The following is a 19,827-nucleotide window of genomic DNA, read 5'->3' as shown; positions in this document are numbered from 1 at the left end:
GAGTAAATTGAATACCCCATAGGCAACATTCGACCTTCGTGCTTCGTCATTGATTCGGCCTTCTGAATTCTGGTTTCGTCATTCCCTCCCTTTCCATGAAAAACACTCTCCTCTTCCTCGCCCTCGCCCTTCCCACCTTCGCCTTCGACATCACGGTCGCGGACAAAGACCACGTCGCGGTCGCGAATGGCGGCAAGGTCGTGGCGAAGCTCATGATGGCGAATGATCTCAGCACGCCGGAGAAGCATCACGAGACCTACAAGCCCTACATGCACGTCTTCAGCGCGGATGGCTCCACGCGGCTCACGAAAGGCGCTGGCTTCAGCTTCACGCATCATCGCGGCATCTTCCTCGGTTTCAGCAAGATCGGCTACAACGGCAAATCCTATGACCGCTGGCACATGAAGAAGGGCGACCAAGTCGTGACGAAGGTCGCGCCGGGCGAAAACGCCTTCACCGCGCACATCGACTGGCAGGGCGACACCACCGCGCCGTTTTTGACCGAGGAACGCCGTTTCACCTTCACCACGCCCGCGAAGCCCTTCTACCTCGGCATCGAAATGAACAGCGCCATCAAAACCGTGAGCGGCGAGGCCGACATGAATGGCGACCCCGAGCACGCGGGCGCGCAGTTCCGCCCGAGTGAGCTCGTGGACACGAAAACGACGACCTACATCTTCCCCGGCGAAAACATCGACGCGCACAAAGTGAAGGACCTGCCCTGGGCCGCGGAGATCTTCACCGTGGAAGGCAAAACCTTCACCGTCGTGATCCTCAATCACCCCGACAACCCAAAGGAAACCGCCACCTCCGCCTACCGCGACTACGGCCGCTTCGGCATGTTCCCCAAAGGCAAAGCCAGCGCCGAATCGCCCTTCAAACTCCGCTACCAGTGGCTCATCGCCGAAGGTGACGTCCGTGACGCCGCCGCCTTCCAAAACGCCTGGAATGCTTTCGCGGGCAAAACCGAGCCCGTGCCTGCGCTGACGATCAAAGCGTCGGAACAGCCGAAGTCGAAGGCGAAGAAGTGAGAATGGCCGTCAAGGATTCGTCAAGATGGTCAAGGCGTGGTCAAGCATCGTGCCAGCGGCCATCTTGACCGTCTTGACTCCTTGACGAGCGTAGCTTTGACCTCCCCAAAAAACATGCGCCCCCTCATTGCTCTCCTCTGTCTCTCACTCGCGCCTCAGGCGCTCGCAGTGCATTCCAAAAACGCCGGCCCGGAGAAGGTCGAGTTGAAGTTCAAACTGCCGCCGCCGAAGCCGCTGTCGCCGGAAGAGGCGATGAAGACCTTCGCGGTCGAAAAAGGGTTCCGCATCGAGTTGGTGGCATCGGAGCCGATGATCGAATCGCCGGTGGCGATGAGTTTTGATGATCAAGGGCGGCTCTACGTCTGCGAGATGCGCGGTTACATGCACGATCTGGCTGGAAGCACGGAGAAGGAGCCGACGGGACGTGTTTCGTTGCTCGAAGACACGGATGGCGATGGGCGCATGGACAAGGCGACGGCGTTTCTCGACAAGGTCGTCATGCCGCGGGCGGTAATGGCGGTGAATGGCGGCGCTTTGATCGCCGTGCCGCCGAATTTGATCTTCTGCAAAGACACGGACGGCGATGGCGTGGCGGATGTGAAAGAAGTGATCGCCACCGACTTCGGCACGCTCGGTGGTCAGCCGGAGCACATGGCGAACTCGCCGGTGTGGGCGATGGACAACTCGATCTGGAGCGCTGGATACAGCTCGCGGCTGAAACTGCGCGGCGGCATGTGGCAAAAAGACGTGGGTCTCGGTCGCGGCCAGTGGGGACTTTGCCAGGACGACCACGGGCGGCTCTATTTCAACTACAACAGCGACATGCTGCGTGCCGATCTGCTGCCGACGGAGGCTTTCGCTCGCAATCCGCTGCTGCGCAATGCCACTAGCATCAATGCGAAGCTCGCGGCGGATCAGACACTTTACGCCTCGCATCCCACGCCGGGTGTGAATCGCGGTTACGATGCCAAAACACTCAGCGCCGACGGTCGCTTGACGAAACCGACCGCCACCTGCGGCGCACTCATTTATCGCGGTAACGCGTTTCCAGCCGCGTATCGCGGCAATGCCTTCGTGCCCGAGCCTGCGGCAAATTTGGTGAAGCGATTCACGATGAGTGAGACCGACGGCGTCGTGAAGGCCACGAATACCGCCAAAGGCAGCGAGTTCCTCACTTCCACCGACGAGCGCTTCCGCCCGGTGAATGCCTGCAACGGCCCCGATGGCGCGCTTTACCTCGTGGACATGTATCGCGGCATCATCCAGCACCAGAGCTTCCTCACGCATTACCTCATCGCGAACATCCAGGCGCGGAAACTCGAGCAGCCCTTCAACATGGGCCGCATCTGGCGCATCGTGCCGGAAGGCAGCAGCGCGAAGCCCGTGAAGGTCACGAAAGATGCAAAACTGCTCACGCATGCCAACGGCTGGGTGCGCGACACCGCTCAGCGACTCATTGTCGAGTCCGCCGATGCCTCTGCGGTGCCCGCGTTGAAGGAGTTGCTGCAAAACGAGAGCGCCGTTGCTCGCGAGCATGCGCTGTGGACGCTCGACGGTCTCGCCGCCATCACGGCGGACCTCGTGAAGACCGCGCTCGCCGATAAAAGCGAGCACGTCCGCGCCGCCGCGGCGCGTGTGGCTCCTCGCGACTACGTTTTCGATCTCGCCGCTGAAAAACATCCGCTCGTGCTTGCGCACATCGCCATCAAAACGCTCAACGAGGCCGCTTTGGCCCCGCTGCTCGTCACGCACGGCAAAAACGCCCTCATTCGCGAAGCGGCGCTCACCGGCCTGCGCGGCAAAGAGTCCGCATTTGCCAAAACACTCGCCCAAACACCTTCCGAAGGCTCGAAGGCCGTCATCGGTGCTTTGGCCGAATTGGTCGCGCTGGCCGGAAAAGCCGGTCCCATTGCCGAAATGCTCGAACTGGCCGCCAGCTCGCCCGAAAACCGCGACACGATCCTCAAAGGCCTCGCCAAGACCGATAGCAAATCGAAGACCGTGAAGCTCGTGTGGCTCGACAAAGAGCCCGAGCATCTGAAGCAGCTCAAACTGGCCCCCAGCCTCGCGAATCGACTCGTCTGGCCCGGCAAACCCGGCGCACCGGCCCCGCCCGTCATCAAACCGCTCACCGAAACGCAAACCGCGCTCTTTGAAAAAGGCAAAACCATCTACGCCACCCTCTGCGCCGCCTGCCATCAACCGCACGGCTTTGGTCTCGACGGCCTCGCGCCACCGCTCGTCGATAGCGAATGGGTGCTCGGCAAGCCCGAGGTGCTCGCCCGCATCGTCATGCACGGCCTCGCCGGCCCCGTGAAGGTCAGCGGCCGCACCTACAACCTCGCCATGCCCCCGCTGCCCCAGCTCACCGACGAAGACATTGCCGGCGTCCTCACCTACATCCGCCGCGAGTGGGAACACACGGCTGGTGCTGTGGAAACCGTCAACATCACCAAAATCCGCGAACAGGAGAAAGGCAGGATGATGATGTGGACGGAGATGGAGTTGAAGAACCTTGGGAAGAAGAAGTGAGGATCAATTGGTAGTCACGCGTAGCCGAACAAACTTCGCCCCTCCGAGGTTCATGGCAGGGGTGACGCGCACGGTGACGGTCTCGGTAATGCCGTCACCCGTGGGAACGACGGATTTTTCGATCACATTCGCACCCGTGTCGTCCCAAGTGGAGAGGTTGGAGCTGGTTTCGACGATGTAACTGAGGCCTGCCCGCTGGATGCGGCGGCGGAACTGCATGCAGAGATATTTCTCGCCGCTGCCGCTGTCCGTCTCCGTGACGGCGGCAGGCAGCATGGAGCGAGGATTGGCGGCTCCTCCGGGAATGCCCAGGGCGTGTTCGAGAAGGGCATTGATGCCATCTTGATTCACATCGGTGCCGGGCGACGCGATGCGATAGACCATGGCGGTCATCGTGGTCGTGTTTGGTGGCACAGCGTTGTCACTGGCGATGACTGTGATCGAATTGGAACCGTCCCCAAGACCGGAAAGCGCACTGCTCCAACTGGCAAAGGAATCGGACGTATTGGCAGCAGATCCTGCGACGGTGACATTGGCGATGCCGCTGGTGGCGTCCGTCGCTGTGCCAGTGAGGGTGGTACTAGCCGTTGTGGTGGTGAGATCAGGAACGCTAAGCGCCGGCGGACTGGCGTCCTGGGTGGAGGAGATCGGCGGAAACCAGTCGCTCGTCCAAGGCAGCGCCCCCTGGCGGCGCATGCGTGCGCGGTAGTGATAGGTCTGCCCGTCCACCAGACCTCCAAAGGTGGTGGTGGAGCCGGCCAGGAAGCCGCTGGAGACCGGGGTGGCGAAGTCCGGCGTGGCGGAGCGCTCCAGCTCATATTCCAGACCCGCTGCGGGCAGATTCCATGCAAGCGTGTTTGCCAGCCCGCCTGTGAAGGCGGGTTCAGCCGTAAGCACGAACGCGGTGGGGATGACTTCGAAGCTGTTCGAGCTTCCCGCCAAGGCGGCGTCGGTCGCGGTCACCGTAACCGAGTCCGCCGTGGAGCCGAGGGTGAGATTTCCGGACCAAATGCCGTTGCTGAAAGCAGACGTGGATGCCGGGCTGAGCGGATGATAGGATGTCACCACCCCCAGTTGAATGTCGGTGTTCAGTGAATCAGCAAACGCTGGTGGCGATGTGCCGGCCCAGGTCAGGGGTTCGCCATAGGTGGTGGTGCTGGTGTAGGCCTTGATGGAACGTGTGTTGCTGCGGGTGGTGCCGATGACCGTGGGCCGGCCCGAGGTGTTCGAAGCCATGCGGTAGCTGTAGTCCACCATGAGGTTGCTCACGCCGTCATAGGTGAAAGGGGTGGAAAATGTGAATGTAAGGTAGCCTGTCGTGCTGACCGTGATGTTACTTTGATACACGGTGGTGAAGCCATCAGTTTCCCAAATTCTGTCGCTCGCGTCGGGGCTGTAACCGGTACGAGAGGTGTGCTTCAGCCGGATGGTGAAGTCCGTGAGTGTTTCCGCCACCGGCACACTGGTCACATTGATCGCCAGGGAGGTGAATGTACCTGACGCACCAACCTCGCTGGCCAGATGCACCTGCTGGCTGCGGCACTTGGTGAAGATGGTGTTGAATGGAATGACCGCACTGGTGGTTGCTCCGGTGCCAACATTGCGGCTGGAGGAGCCTGCCGGGGCTGAAAGCGCCGCTGAACCCGTGTAGGACGTGACTGGGTTTCCTGCGGCATCCTGGGCAGTGATGGTGACCGGGAAAGCAACATCCCGCACCTGCGGCGGGGGAACCGAGCCCCAGACGAACTTGGAGGCCGGGCCGACCGTGACGACAAACGCGTTGCTGCTGCCGCTGCCGCCAGTGATCGGGTCCGTGATCGTCAGCACGGCATTAGTGGCGAAAATGCCGACTGTCACGGACTGTGATTTCACTCCTGAGCTGAAGCCGGAGATCGTGGCTGGAGTGACATTCAGAGCCGTGGCATCGTCACTGGCCGTGAGAAGAGGGCTGCCGCTGTAGCCTGTGATGGTGACGTTGTTCACGTCACGAGCGGTGAACGTGACGTTGAATGGCACATTGCGAATCTGCGCGGCCCCAATGGCCGAGATGAGGAAATTATGGACGTCATTGTCGGTCACCGTCAGGTTCCGCGTTCCGGTGATGAAGCCTGCTGCTTCGGCACTGATGGCAAAGGTCTGCGAGCCGTCTTTGTCGGTGTCATCAATGATGGTGATGGCAAATGTCGTGCTGCTGGAGCCGGCCGCGATAGTGGCGGTGGCAGGAACCGTGGCCTCGGTGGCCGCGGTGGAGGCCAGGGTGACCATGGTGGCGTTTTCCACCGGATTGGAGGAGGTGAGCGTGGCGGTGAGCGTGCCTGTCGATTCAGTCACGCTGCTGGTGAAATTGAGACTGAGTGAAGCGGTCTCGTTGTCGGTGATCTGAATGGTGCTGCTGCCTCCTGTCCAGCCGGTCATGCTGGTGCTCACAGTCACGGTCTGGGTCAGATCAATGACAGCGTCATCCACCGGAGTGATGGCGAAGGTGGCGGAGGTGTTGCCGGCAAGAATGGTGACACTGGCGGGCACGACCAACTCGGTGGTGTCGTTCGAGGTGAGCGGCAGTATGACATCAGTGCCTGTGGCGGCACCCAGAGTGACCGTTCCCGTGGTAGCGGCAGCATTTTCGGCAAGCGTGGACGGCAAAGTGAGGGAGATGGTGGTGGTTTCGTCATCCTCGACCGCCAAGGACGCCGAGCCATCCCCATATCCCGGCGCAGTGGCCGTGATGAGCGTGGTCTGAGTGCCGTCGAGCAGCGTGTCATTCACCACGGTGACCGGGAAGTTCACGCTCGTCTGCCCAGCGGGGATCGTCACGCTGGCAGGCACTGCGGCGGCGGCGGCAGGCTTCGTGGAAGTGAGAGCAACGACGATGTCCGCCCCCTGCGCCGCCCCCACGGAAAGCGTCGCGATGACGGTTCCGCCTGATTCTCCGATGACTGAAACCGGCAGGCTCAGTGCCAGCGGCCCGAGCGATGAGATGGTGAAGGCATTCGAATTGCCGGACACGCCGGCTGCCGAGTCCATCGCCATGGCGACGATGCTGCCGGGAGCAGCGAGCGAGATCGCGCCATTCCACACGCCGCCTGTGAAAGCCGTGGTCTGAGACGGGGTGACTGCAACGGGATCAAAGGAAATGAGACGGAGGTTTGGAAGGTAGTAAAGAGCGGTTCCTGTTCCAGTCCAGCCGGTCGGTGGTGCCGCGCCGCTCGTGAAGCTGTAAAGCACCCGGTAAGGACTGACAAATGAGCTCCTTGCTTCAATCCGGTTTACAAAACTCGACTGGCTGCTGCTGATGTCCACCATCAGCCGGTCCGTGCCATTGTAGTCGAAAGGCGTGGTGAAGTTGAACTGCCGCCAGCCGGTCTGGTTCATGTTCACTGTGCCCTGGTACACGGTGGTCCAGCCGTCGCTCTCCCACACGGCCGAGGTGTTGTAGTCCGTCTTGGTGGTGTGCTTGAGACGGATGGTAAAATTGGTCAGGGTCACGGCGGGGTACGAGGCCGAGGGGGTCGTCATGTCGAAGGCCAGCGCCTGCAGTTTCCGGGCAACTCCACCGGCCTCGGCCTGGGTGTAGATCATCTGGCAGCGGTTTTGTGGGTAGTACCCGCCGAAGGGATACCAGTCGCTGGTCGTGCCCGTGCCTGCGGTGGTGACGTTGTAGTTCTCCGCGGCGGTGATCTGGGCAGAGCCGGCGTAGCTCGTGACGAGGTTCTCATAGGCGTCACGGCCGCTGATGCTGACGTTGAAAGGCGTGAATGGCGCCTGGGGTGTGGGGATGGTGTCCCACGTAAGGTGATGCAAACTACCCGCTCCCACCACAAAAGCATTGCTGCTGCCAGTCGCGGCTGTTGTTGCATCCGTGAGCGTCAGCACCGCCGCAGTGGCCTCATTTTGCACCGTCACGCTTTGAGTCCTCACTCCGGAGGAGAAGCCTGTGACGGTGTTCGGTGTCACCCCGAGCGCCGTGGCACCCTCCTGAGCCGTGAGCACCGGAGATCCCGCATAGGCCGTGATGGTGGTGTTGTTGATGTCTTTGGCCGTGAACGTGACGTTAAACGGCCCGTTGCGCACCTGCGGACTGGCCACAGCAGAGACCGTGAAATGGTGCGCGTCATCATCCAGCACACTGACAGTGCGGGTCCCATCGGTGAAGCTGGCCGCACTGGCTGTGAGGGTGACAGTCTGGGTGCCATCAAAGTCCGTATCGTTCACTGGCGTGAGGGTGAAGTAACCGCTGGTGGAGGATCCGGCTGCGACAGTGACAGTGGCCGAGACATTCAGCTCGCTGGTGTCGCTGGAGCTGAGATTGATCGTGAGCGGGGCGGCAACAGAACCAGAAAGACTGATGTAGCCTGCCGAGACGGAGGGAGAGCCGCCTTCGCTGATGCTGGTGGTGAACTGCACGAAGCTCAGCGCACGGCTTTCATTGTCCGTGACCTGCACGGTGCCGGTGGCTGGCGCGGAACCGGCCAGTGTTGCGGTGATGACGGCATCCTGAGTGCCGTCGATGACCGAATTGTTTGGCGCGGTGAGAATGAACGAAGCGCTGCTGTTTCCCGCCGGAATGACGACGGACGCTGGAACCGTAAGACGTGTTGTGAGGGAGGAGGAAAGACTCACCGTCAAGTCTGCGGCCGCCGGAGTGGCGAGTTGCACACTGGCCTGGCCTGCGGTGCTGGAGGTGTTCTCCATGAGAGAGGCTGGCAGCGTGACCGTGACGATGGTGCTCTCGTTGTCGTTGACGGTCGCCGGGGCCTGTCCCTGGTCATAACCGGGCGCGGTGGCGGTGATGAGAGCCGTTTGCGTTCCTTCCAGCAGCGTGTCCTCCGGCAGCGTGAGAGTGAAGGCGGCACTGGTCTGACCGGCCAGGATGGTCACAGTGGCTGGCGGAGATGCCACGCTGGGAGCGGATGAAACCAGCGTGACGGTCAAATCGGCCGCTGGGGCCACGCTGGCAGTGACTGTGGCGTTCTTGCTGCCTCCTTCCGTGCCAGCACCCACAATGGAGAGAGCGAGGGAGCCGACACTGGTGACATTGAACACGCCAGACTCGCCCGTGACAGCAGGTTTCGCGTTGTGGGTGGCGACGAGGCTGACCTGTGCGCCCGATTGGCCCACCGAGGATGTTCCACTCCAGACACCGTTCGTGAAGGTGACATTCCCCGGTGCCACCGGGAAGAGCGAACGCTTGCTGAAGCGGAGATTCACCAGATTCGTGGTGGAGTACCCGGTGGGTGTCGTACCACTCCAAGTCACCGGCTGGCCATAGTAGCCGTACTCCCCTCCGTACAGCGTCCGGGGAACACTAGCGGCGGAATAACGCGTGCTGCCGCTCGTGCCGTAGGCGGCATTGTCAAAGCTGAAGTCCACCATGAGATGGCTGGTGCCATCGTAGTCGAAAGGAGTCGTCAAAGGCAATGCAAGCCAGCCGGCGGCCGGGACGCTGAGGTTGCCTCTGTAAACCGTGGTCCAGCCATCGTTCTCCCACACGGTGCTGCCGGTGGCGCTGTAGTCGGTCTTGGAGGTGTGTTTGAGCCGGATGGTGAAGTCAGTGAGCATGGAGGGCAGCGTCGCCACATCCAGGGCGATGCTTTGAATGCGACCTGCGGCCCCGACCTCCGCCGGGGTGTAAATGCTCTGGGTCCTCATTTCGTAGTAGCTGCCAGCGCTGAAGGGAAAACTGGTCGTGTTCGTGCCGGTGCCGCTGGTTATCTGTGCCACTGGACCCAGTGCCCGCACTGCAGCGGTGCCGTTGAAGGCGGTGACGGTGGCGTTCGAGGCATCCTGCGCGGTCAAAGTGGCCGCGAAGGGCACATTGGCCGCCTGGGATGAGGAAATGGCGCTCCATACGAAGTGATGCACGGCCGGTGTGATGGTAAGAGCCACCGGCATCTCAAGCTGGGGCTGCGCGGGATCATTGGAGGTGAAGCGCAGTGTGGCGTTATGGCCACCTGGGCTCAAGCCCTGCGGGTTGAAGACTGCATTGAGCTTGGCACTGCCAGCCACGGGAATGCTTCCGCTGGTAGTGGCCAGGCTGAGCCATTGAAAACCGGTCACACTGTCCAGGAAGGCATCCATGATGGCCTGAGTCTGGGTGTTGTTGATGTAGCCGCCGGAGGTGGAGGCGTAGAGAAGGTGGTAGATGCGTGTCACGGCTCCCAGGCCGCTGAGGCGATGCTGGTCGTTGTTGGTATCCGTGCTGGCCGTACGCGTGAGAGCCGGATCATCCTGCACGATGATGAGGTGGTTCACACTGGGATCGCCAGCATTATAGACGCGCTTCACATAGCCTTTGTAGGTCGCCGCTCCCCGGGTGGAGGTCAGGATGGCCGTATCCGTCGTACCACTGCCATCCGCACCCAGCCCCCCGCTGATCTCGAAATGGCTCAGTCCTGCGATGTCCGCCGCGAAGACAAAGAGCCCGGGGTGCTTGCGGGTGAAGTACTGCCCGCCCGCGCCCAAGTTGGCAGAACTGGCGATCACATTGTCTGAATAGCTCAGATTGGCACCTGCGGTGGTGATATTGGTGCTGAGGTAGTTTCCATTGTCGTACATGTCTCCGGTGCCATCGCTGATGTTGTTGCCTGTGACTCCCTCGGTGAAGTCGTGGCGGCTAGGGATCAGGGCTGTGATGGAGGCAAAGTCCGTGTTCAGATTCGTCAGGACGCTGGCCAGCGGCGGCTTCGCCACAGCACCGGTGATGATGACCTCAGCATTCCAGTTCGTGGTCATCCCTCCAGGATTGGTGAGGGTGAGAGGGACAGAGAGTGGCGGTTCGCCTTCTGGCATCGCAACGTTCAACAGAGATGGCGCGACCGTGAGGCGGGCTCCTTGGGATACATCGAAGGCATTGCTGCTGCCGGTGAGGCCACCTGCTGCATTGGCGGTCAGGATGACGGCATTCGCCGGCGTCGCAAGGGTCACGGAGCCCGTCCAGACGCCATCGACGAAGGCTCCAGTCCCAGACGGACTCATGCCTACGGCTCCGCCACCATTCGCGGCAGAGAGTGTGGCGGTGCCGGTGAAGTTGGACACGGTCACGTTGTCGATGGATTGCGCACGCAGGGTGACGGGGAAGGCGCCCAGCGCGGCCTGCGGTGAGTTGATGACATCAAAGGCGAAGTGATGCACCTCATCGTCCAACACGCTGATTTCGTGCGTGTCACCCGTGAGGCTGGCAGCCGTGGCGGTGATCGTGACGGGCACTGCTCCATCACTCAGAGCGTCGTCCACCGGCGTGATGTCAAACGAGACACTGCCTGCGCCAGCGGGGATGACCACGCTGGCGGGCACGGTGAGCTCGCTGGTGTCTGAACTTGCCAGGGTGACGGTCAAATCGGTGCCGACATTGACCGGCGGGGCAAAGCCGACGCTGCCCGTGAGCGGCGCGGCGGATTCGCGCACGCTGGCGGGCAGCGTGATGACCAGCGGTGCCGTGGAGTCATTGTCTGTGAGGGTGACCACGGCCGAGTCGCTGCCTGCACCGAGCGAGGCCGTGAGAGTGGTGCTGGCGGGTTCGAGGATGGTGTTGTTCTCGGCCTTGATGAGATCAAACGAGGCGCTGGTGGCCCCGGCGGGCAGGGCGACGGAAGACGGCAGCGTCAAACCGAGCGATGGCGAGGCTGAAAGTACCACGGTCAGGTCAAACAGGGTCGCGGAGGTCATGGAGACACTGCCGCTGATGGTCCCGCCCTCGGCCAAAGTGGCTGGAAGGCTCAAATCAAAGCCTGCGGGCACTTCATCGTCCAAAATGGCCATTTCGACCCCGCTGCGTCGAAAACCCTCCGCCGTGGCGACGATTTGCACAGGCAGGTTTCCGGTCAAAAAGGCGTCTTGGGCTGCTGAAATGGCAAAATCCGCCGAGACAGTGTCACCCGCCGGAATGGTGATGGAGGCGGGCACCGTGACACCATCCGGGCGGTTTGTGGCGAGCGTGACAATCGTGTCCACCGCCCGCACGGCAGGCAGCGTGACCTTTGCCATGGCACTGCCGCCTTCCGCCAGGGTGGCGGGAGCGCTCAGTGCGAGTTGTTGCACAGGACGACCCGTCACGCGGATGTCGTCAAAGGCGAAGCCATCCCCTGACGCCCAAGGGGAGTTGTCGAAGTGATTGAAGCGGATTTTGAAGCCTGCACCCGGAGCGAATCCGAAAGCGCTGGCAGCCGCGCTGAGATCGACGGTGAACTCCTGGTAGGTGTTGGTGGAGGCCGTGCCACGCAGGGCCTGCACCTCATACCAGGTGTTGCCATCCATGCTGACGGCCACGCCGTCAAAGTCAGCACCACCCGTGAAGGGATTGGTGGGCGGAGCCTGGTCCTCGTCACTGTTTTCCTTCATCCAGAACTTCAGCGCCAGGTCCTGATGCCCGCTGACATCCAGCGTGAGCGTGGCCTCATTGCGTCCGTTGCCCGACGCGTGCACATCCATCACCATGTGGTAACCACCACGTGGCGTCTGCTGGTTGGTGATCTCGGTGCGGTGGTTTCCCGTGCCGGTGATGGTCCATTGCGGCCTGAAGACGCCGCTCTCAAAGTCGTCCTCAAACAGCGTGGCCACGGGCTCCTGCGGTGCGTAGGCATTCGCGGTGACGGTGATGTCATCGAACGCGAAGCCATCCGTGCCGTAGGTGTAGTTGTCGAAATGGTTGAAGCGGATGCGGAAACCAGCGCCCGGCGTCAGTCCATGGGCGGCGGCCGCAGTGCTGAGGTTCAGTTTGAACTGCTTGTAGGTCGTGCCAATGCCATCAGCGGTGCGCAGGCCCTGCACTTCATGCCAGGTGGTGCCATCGGCGCTGATCGCCACCCCGTCGAAGTCCGCGCCGCCCGTGAAGGGGCTGCCCGGCGGGCCGTTGTCCTCGTCCCCGCTTTCCTTCATCCAGAAGCTCAGCTCCACATCGCTCTTTCCGGCCAGGTTCAAAGTGAGGGTAGCCTCATTGCGGGCATCGGACACATCCGTGGTGGAGTCCATCGTCATGTGCCGTGTGCCTGCGCGCGGTCCGTTGGCGGTGGTGATGATGGTCCGGTGCGTGCCCGTGCCCGTGATGGTCCACTCAGGCTTGAAGGCGGCGGCCTCGAAATCATCGCTGAACACGACCTGCGGCGGCGAGTAAGCCAGCGGGTCCGGTGTGGTGATGGCGAAAACGCCGCTCTGCCCGCTCAAAGCGCCCGCTGTCGCCTCCAGCCGCACGGAGGCCAGCCCGGCGGACACGACAAAACTGCTGCTGGCCTGCCCGTTCACCAGCGTGAGGCTCTGGCTGGCCACCAGCAGCCCGCCCGGAGCGGTGACGAGATTCACCGTGACACTGCCTGCGGTCTCATTCACACGAACCCCATTGGCATCCACGGCGGAGACATGCACGGGGATGACCGCGCCTGCCACCTGGGGCGAACTCACCGGCACCAAGGCCAGCGACACCGCCACGCCGCCCGGATTCACATCAAAAGCATCTGACGTGCCGGTGGCGCCGTCTGTGCCCGTGGCAGTGAGCGTCACCCCGGTGCCGGTGCCGCCGAGACTGACGCTGCCGGTCCATACGCCATTGATGAAGGATGCGCTGATGCCCGGGGTGACACTCAAAGCACCGCCAGCGGAGATGGCGGAGAGATTCACCGTGCCGTGAAAGCCGGTCAGCACGTTGTCGGTGCCGTCTTTGGCCGTGATCGTGATGGCGAAAGGCACATTGCGCGTCTGGGGAGAGGAAATGCCCGCGAATTCGAAGGACGCCGGGTCATCATCGCGGACGTCCGCCGAGGCTGTGCCATCCGTGAAACCTGCGGCACTGGCGGTGAGGGTCACGCTCTGCAATCCGTCCTGGATGCTGTCTTCCATCGGAAAGACCTGGAAATTGACACTCACCTGCCCCGCCGGGATTGTGACGTTCATTGGCACGGTGGCCTCCGTCGTGTCGCTGGAGGCGATCATGACCACGGTGTCCACGGAGCGCTGGCCCGAGATGCGCACCGTGCCGATGCCGGGAGCACCACCCTCCGTGAGCGTGGCGGGCGGGGTGACCGTGAGCTGGGTGGACTCGTTGTCGAGCACGTCGATCGGAGCACTCGCTGGGGCCAGGCCCTGACCGCTCGCGGTGAGGGTGACGGACTGCGTGCCGTCAAGGAGCATGTCATTGACGGATGTGATAAAAAAGGTGCCAGAACGGGCGCCGGCGAAAATGGTTGCAAAGTTGGAGACGGTGGCTTCTGCTGTGTTGTCTGAAGTCAGATAAACAGTGGTGGTGACGGGCTGAATGGGCTCGATGAAAACGGTGCCGGCGGCTGAGGAGCTGCCCTCCGTCACACTGGCGGGCAAGGCCAGCGTGAGCACCGACTGTTCGTCATCCACCACACGGATGTGCGTGTAACTCGTCGTCTGGCCGCTTGCGCTGGCAGTGACGATGACTCCCTTTCCCACATCCGCGAAGTTGTTTTGCGGCGCGGTGATCGTGGTGCTGGCGCTCGTCTGCCCGGCGAGGATGGTCACGGGGGAGACGATGCTCAAGCGGGCTGGGCCGTTCGAGGTCAGAGTAACGCTCGTATTGGACGCCGCAGCGGCAGGCAGGCTCACCGTCACCGATTGATTCAAGCTGCCCTCCGTGATCGTCGGCGGCAGATTCACGGCAATGGCAGTCGTGGGATTGGCCTTCACCGCCACGTCGTCGATGCCGATGCCGTCATTCGGGATGGCCTGGTCGTCATACTGGGAGAACCGAAGCTGGAAAGTGCTGTTGAAGCTCCAGCCAAGGCGCTGGATCACCGGATCGAGGAAGACCCGTGTGGCTGTGGTGCCGTAGGCCGAGGAAAGACTGCGCAAGGCGCTCACCTCCACCCAGGTGAGGCCGTCCTGGCTGATCGCCACGCCATCGTAGTTCATCGTGGAGCCAAAAGTGCCCAGCGGGCCGGTCAGTATCGGGCTGTAGCCGTCATCAGCAAAGCTCTTCGCGAACCACTCCAGCGAGACGTTTTTCCGGCCGGCAAGGTTCAGCGTGAGCGTGGGCCGGTTTGCCGCGAAAGTGCCCGTGACAGCGCTCGTGGTGTCCATTGTGAGATGATAGGTGCCGGTCTTCGGCGTGTTCGCCGTGGTCACCTGGGTGCGGGCGGTGGCTCCGCTGTTGCCCGCCGTGCTCCATGAGGCTCCGAGGACACCGGTTTCAAAGCCATCGCTGAACACCGTCTCCGTGCCGACGATGGTGCTAGGGTTTGAAATGCTCACGAGATTGCTCAAGCCCGTCACCCCCGAGGGTGCGATGGCTCGCAGCCACATGCTGCCGCCGACCGGCCCCACAGCCTGTCCGCTCCACACGCCGCTCGTGAAGGTCACCGGAGAGACCGGGATGGCACCCAGGGAACGTGCTTCGTAGAAACTCATCGTCGGCAGATCATTGGAGATCACTGGCACGGGGCCGGAGGCTGCGGTCCAGGTGGTGGGATCACCATGGGTGCTGTTGCTCGTGCCGCTGAGCATGCGGTTCGTGGCGGCGGGCGTCTGGCGCAGCGTGCCAGCGCTCGAAGCGGTGGTGTTGTCAAAGCTGATGTCCACCATCAGATTCCGCACCCCATCATAAGCGAAGGGCTTCAGGCTGGTGTGGCCGGTAGCGCTGGCAGTGTAACTGGCCGAAGTGAACACCGTGGTCCAGCCGTCTTCTTCCCAACTGCGGCCGTCAAAGCTGTCCAGCGTGGTGTGTTTGAGCCTGAGCTTGTAGTTCAGCATCACCTGCCCGCCAGTGGTGATGCGCCACATTACCAGGGCAGAGACCAATTTCGGCGCACCGCCCAGCTCCGCCGCTGTGTAGATGATCTGGCAGCGGGAATCATGCGCGGCGGTGTTGTGGACCTTGTCCGTGCCGGTGGAGGTGGAGTTGGAGCCAACGGTGCGCTCCAAGTAGGAGCCGAGAATGTCCACCACGGTCGGATCCGCGTAGCTCGTGACAGTGCCGCCCTGGTCATCCACAGCGGTCGCGGTGGCATTGAAAAGCGTGTCAACGTTGGCACTGGCAGGCAGGCCGCTGAAGACGAAGCTGTCATGCACCACTGGTTCCACATCGAAAGAATTGCTTGTGCCCGTCACCCCGGCTCCATCCGTGGCCGTCAGGGTCATTGCCGTGGCTGTGGATGTCACCGTCACGACCGGAGTGGCGATGCCATTGACGAATCCGCCGGCACTCCCGGGTGTGAACGGCGGCGGCCCGCCCGTGGCAGTGGCGGAGAGCATCACGCTGCCGCTGTGATTCGTGATGACAGCGCCATTGATGTCCCGCGCCGTGATGACCACATTGAAGGGCTTGTTGCGCTTCTGCGGGCTGCCGATCGTGGCAATGGTGTAAGCGTTGACCTCATTGTCCGCGATGCTCACCACACGGGTGGCGTCCGGGTAACCGGCATGGCTGGCGGTCAACGTGGCATTTTGAGCCCCGTCCATGTCGGAGTCGTCTTGGGGGGCGGCATCAAAGCTCACGCTGAACTGCCCGGCGGGGATCGTCACTGTCGGCGGAACGGTCAGTTCGCCGGGGTCGCTGCTGGAGACATTCAAAGTGAGGTCCGCCGCCTGCACCGTGTTCACGGTGACGGTGTAACTCTGCGCCCCGTCTCCCTCGCGGGCTGTCGCAGGACCGGTGAGCACGATGAGCGGCGTTTCATCATCGGTCACCGTCACGGTGGCCGTTCCAGGCGTCCAGTTTGGCACGCTGGCGGTCAAACCGACGCTCTGCGCTCCTTCAGCCAGCAGATTGTCCGCCGCGTCAAACGTGAAGCTCACCGGTCCGGCGCTGCCGGCAGGGATCAGCACGCTCGCAGGCACCACGAGCCGTGACAAGGCCGCGCCGAGCTGCACCATCACATTTTGCGTGGGGGCGGTGCTCACGCTGAGACTGCCGCTGATGGCCGTGGTGCCTTCCTGCACGCTCGCTGGCGTGGTGAGGGTCAAAACCGCCGTCTCATTGTCCGTCACCGCCAGCGTGTGGCTGCCGCTGGCGATGTTGACGGCCGTGCTGGCGGTGATGACCGTCGTCTGCGTGCCGTCCAGATCGGAGTCATCCACCGGAGTGATGGTGAAGGTCTTCGAGGTCTCGCCCGCCAGCAGCGTGAGGCTCGCAGGAACCGTGGCCGCCGCCGGGTTGCTGGAGACCAGGTTCACCGTCACATCCGCGTCCTGGGCCAGGTTCAGATTGAGCGTCGCCGTCAATGGCGCATCCCCTTCTCCTGCGGAGGCCGCCGCAGCGATGCTGAACTGCGCCGTCGGCTCGCCCAGGAATTCCACATCGTCGATGTTCCAGCCCGAATAGGCCGTGCTGGCGGTCACGTTTCGACAACTCCAACGCACCTGCACCGCCGGCTGCTGGTCGGCCATGGAGGAGATGTCATACTCCATCGTCTGCCAGGCATTGTCCGTGATGGCCGTGCCAGGATTCACAAACACCTCCCTCCACGTCGTTCCATCCGTGCTCACCTCCACCGTCACGCGCGTGCTGCTGAGCACGTTCGTATTGAGCCAGCGCTTGAACCGCAGACGTGTGGCCCTCCGCGCCGAAAGGTTCACCGGCGTGCTGGTGAGGTAAAACGGGCCGCCGACCGTAGTCGCGGCGTTTCCCGCCAGATTCACGCCGAACACACTGCTCCCAGTTGCGCCGCCCGTCGGATCGGCATTGCCTGCGCCACCGCCTGCGCTGCCTCCATTGCCGCCAGGTGTTCCGTAGGCCCACTCACCAGTGGTGGTCCAGCCAGGGTCGGAGTTCAGATCAAAACTCACCGCCACCGGCGGCGTCACATACAGCCGCACCCCGACCGGCTGGTTGAAGCTCGTGCCCGCGTTCGTGAAAACGAGGTTTGTGCTGTGGAAACCAGGTGCCACCGTGTTTGCCTGGGTCGTCACCGTCACGATCACATTCGCTCCGGGCGCCAGCGATCCGCTGGCGGGACTCACGCTCAGCCATGGAACGCCTGGATTCGAGCTCCAGTTGATCGTGGAGGCGCCGTCGTTGCTCAAGGTGAGCGTCTTTGCCGACGGCGAAAACGGCCCGCCTTTGTTCCCCTCGATGTTCCAGCCGCTGCGGTCGCTGATTTCCAGGCTGTCCGGCACATCATACTGCTCCACAATGCCCGTCGTCGTGCTGCTGGCAGGTGCCGTGGCACCATCACCCATCCCACGCTTCGCAAACGCCGTCCACACCTCGCCCAGATCTCCTGGATGGTTCACCATCGCGGCCTGCAGGATGCCATCGCGGGCCTGGATGAAGTTCGGGTTCGCCGCCGTGTATTTCATGCCCTCGGTCACCAGGAAAAGCGCCCGCTCATTCCCGGTGGCGAAGCCGTGCTTCAGGATCAGATTCGTCCGCACATCCCACAGCGCCACGCACCAGACCGTGCCCTGGTAGTGCACCTGGGTCGCGTCCTGCGTCGCCGCGTAGGTCGGATTGCGCGGCACGCTCGTGTGCCAGTCCACCTGATTGGGGTCGATGTCCTTCAAGGTATGCGGATTCTTGAGCATGTCCGTGCTGTAGCTGTAGCGCCGCGCCCCGTAGTAGTAGTTGTCGGAGTACCAGCCGCTGGTCAGATACCGGCTCCACGCCGCACGCGACCAGTTCCCGTGCGGATTGTCAGAGGCCTGGGCGGTAAGCGCCTGGCCGTAGAAATCGCTCCAGCCCTCGCCCATGCCCCGGGATGAAAGCGCGGAGATCGTCACCGAGGGACCACCCACGAGGCGATTGCTCACGCCGTGGCCATATTCATGCAGCACCACCTCCGCCTCGAAGGAGCCATCGCGATCCGGCGTCGGGCTGGTCCAGTTGTACATCTGCATGCGCCCGCGGCCGCCATCCACCGGCGTGGAAAAGTTCGCGTTGTTGGTGCCACTGCCGTCCTGCGCCTCGGAATTCACCGGATCATTGCCCACGCCGCCACGGCCAAAGTTGTCGGTCTGGAAATTCCCCGCCGCCTCCGTGAAACCGAGCTCATACATCCGGTCGTGCATGAAATTCGACCAGTAGAAGAGCTGCGTCACCGAGGCGTCTTTGAAGTTCGCCGGTTCCTGCGTCAGGTCATAAGGAAAGTCGAACACACGGCCCGTGCCCGTCGTGCGTGGCAGATCGGCCGCGTCATCCGCGTTCGTGTCGGTGTAGGCGTCGGTGTTGTTTCCGCTGGTGATGTTCCCGCCGTCATTGATCCAGCCGTTCGGGGATGCCGTCGTGTTCAGCGCAGGTGTCGTCAGCAGGACTCGATTCACGGGCAGCGGCTGGAGGCTGGAGGGCTTTTCATGCCCGGGAGACATCGGCGTGGGGCTCTCCGCCGTGAAGACACGGTAGGAGGCGTCACTGATGTAGGCCGTCATCGCCTGCCGCACCAGTACCTCGCCGTTCGCCGCATCCACCAGCACACGATACATCTCTGCCCGGCTTCGGCTTGTCAAAGTCACGTCCCAGGCCAGGCGCATGCTGCTCTCATTCATCGGCAGCCACGTCAATTTCGCGTCCGCATCGGTCAGCATCGCCGCGCGAAACTGCTGCCTCCGGTCAGGTTGTGCCGCCGGCGGCCCCATCGGCCGCACGCTCTCCGCAGTCATTTTTTCGCCCACATTCTGCCCCGCTGCCGCCACCGCCTGCTCCACGGCGACCACAGGAGCCGAACCGCCTGTCACCGCGCTCTCCGGCTGCATCACGAACTGGCTGCCGATGTTGATCAACTCGGACTTTGTCGTCAGATTCGCCTGGAGGACGGCCTCAAAGATGTCGATCCCCTCGTGCTGCTGGTGCCACACCACCTTCCGTGACGGTCCACGTTGCGTTGAGTAATCCGTCACCCGCCTGGCCTTGTCGAGACTCTCCGCACCGTGCCCGAACACCTCCCGATGCGCATCGATGAACACACGCACCGGCACGTCCGCATCCTTCGCTGCCGCTGACTCCTGCGGCCCCGTGAGCAACTTCGCAAGGGAGCCAATCCATTTCGGCGTCCGCGTCACCGGATCAAAATCCACCTGCACTCCCGACACTTCAGAGCGCAGCGACTCCATCGCTTTTGCCCGTTTGTCATCCACCCCAGCCGGAATCACCCGTTTCGATCGAACATCCAGGTCCTCCAAAGGACCATCGTCCTTCCGCAATGACATCTGGCTCGTTTCGGCTTTGGAAAGACTCGCTGGCACCGGATTCGCAGACAGGCCTTCGTCATCTGCCTTTCCGATTTCCTCCGGCGAACTGCTCAGGAGCAGAATCACAACAAGAAAACCCGCTGAAACGAGAAGTGGAATAAGACGCTTTTGCATGAGCTCCGAAGGAATA

3 protein-coding genes are annotated in these 19,827 nt (G+C 62.4%); 2 read left to right on the top strand and 1 reads right to left on the bottom strand.

From position 1 onward, the window contains the following. The first annotated feature begins 95 nt into the window (after nt 1-95). Complete coding sequence (locus IAE77_RS22170; protein WP_294231473.1) at nt 96-1,031, top strand: DUF6807 family protein; 936 nt, start codon at nt 96-98, stop codon at nt 1,029-1,031. A 114-nt stretch (nt 1,032-1,145) separates the two neighbouring features. Beyond that, nucleotides 1,146-3,563 (top strand): c-type cytochrome, encoded by a 2,418-nt coding sequence (locus tag IAE77_RS22165; protein WP_294231471.1) that lies wholly within the window; start codon nt 1,146-1,148, stop codon nt 3,561-3,563. A 3-nt stretch (nt 3,564-3,566) separates the two neighbouring features. Here IAE77_RS22165 and IAE77_RS22160 read toward each other — a convergent pair whose 3' ends face one another. Continuing rightward, complete coding sequence (locus tag IAE77_RS22160; protein ID WP_294231469.1) at nt 3,567-19,811, bottom strand: M36 family metallopeptidase; 16,245 nt, start codon at nt 19,809-19,811, stop codon at nt 3,567-3,569. Nucleotides 19,812-19,827: the final 16 nt, after the last annotated feature.

This window comes from Prosthecobacter sp. (genome assembly GCF_014879935.1).
Classification (GTDB): domain Bacteria; phylum Verrucomicrobiota; class Verrucomicrobiia; order Verrucomicrobiales; family Verrucomicrobiaceae; genus Prosthecobacter.
This window is presented reverse-complemented; position numbering and strand designations above follow the sequence as displayed.

Coding starts and splice junctions, on each gene's coding strand:
- IAE77_RS22170 (WP_294231473.1), top strand. CDS start 96: ATGAAAAACACTCTCCTCTTCCTCGCCCTCGCCCTTCCCACCTTCGCC.
- IAE77_RS22165 (WP_294231471.1), top strand. CDS start 1,146: ATGCGCCCCCTCATTGCTCTCCTCTGTCTCTCACTCGCGCCTCAGGCG.
- IAE77_RS22160 (WP_294231469.1), bottom strand. CDS start 19,811: ATGCAAAAGCGTCTTATTCCACTTCTCGTTTCAGCGGGTTTTCTTGTT.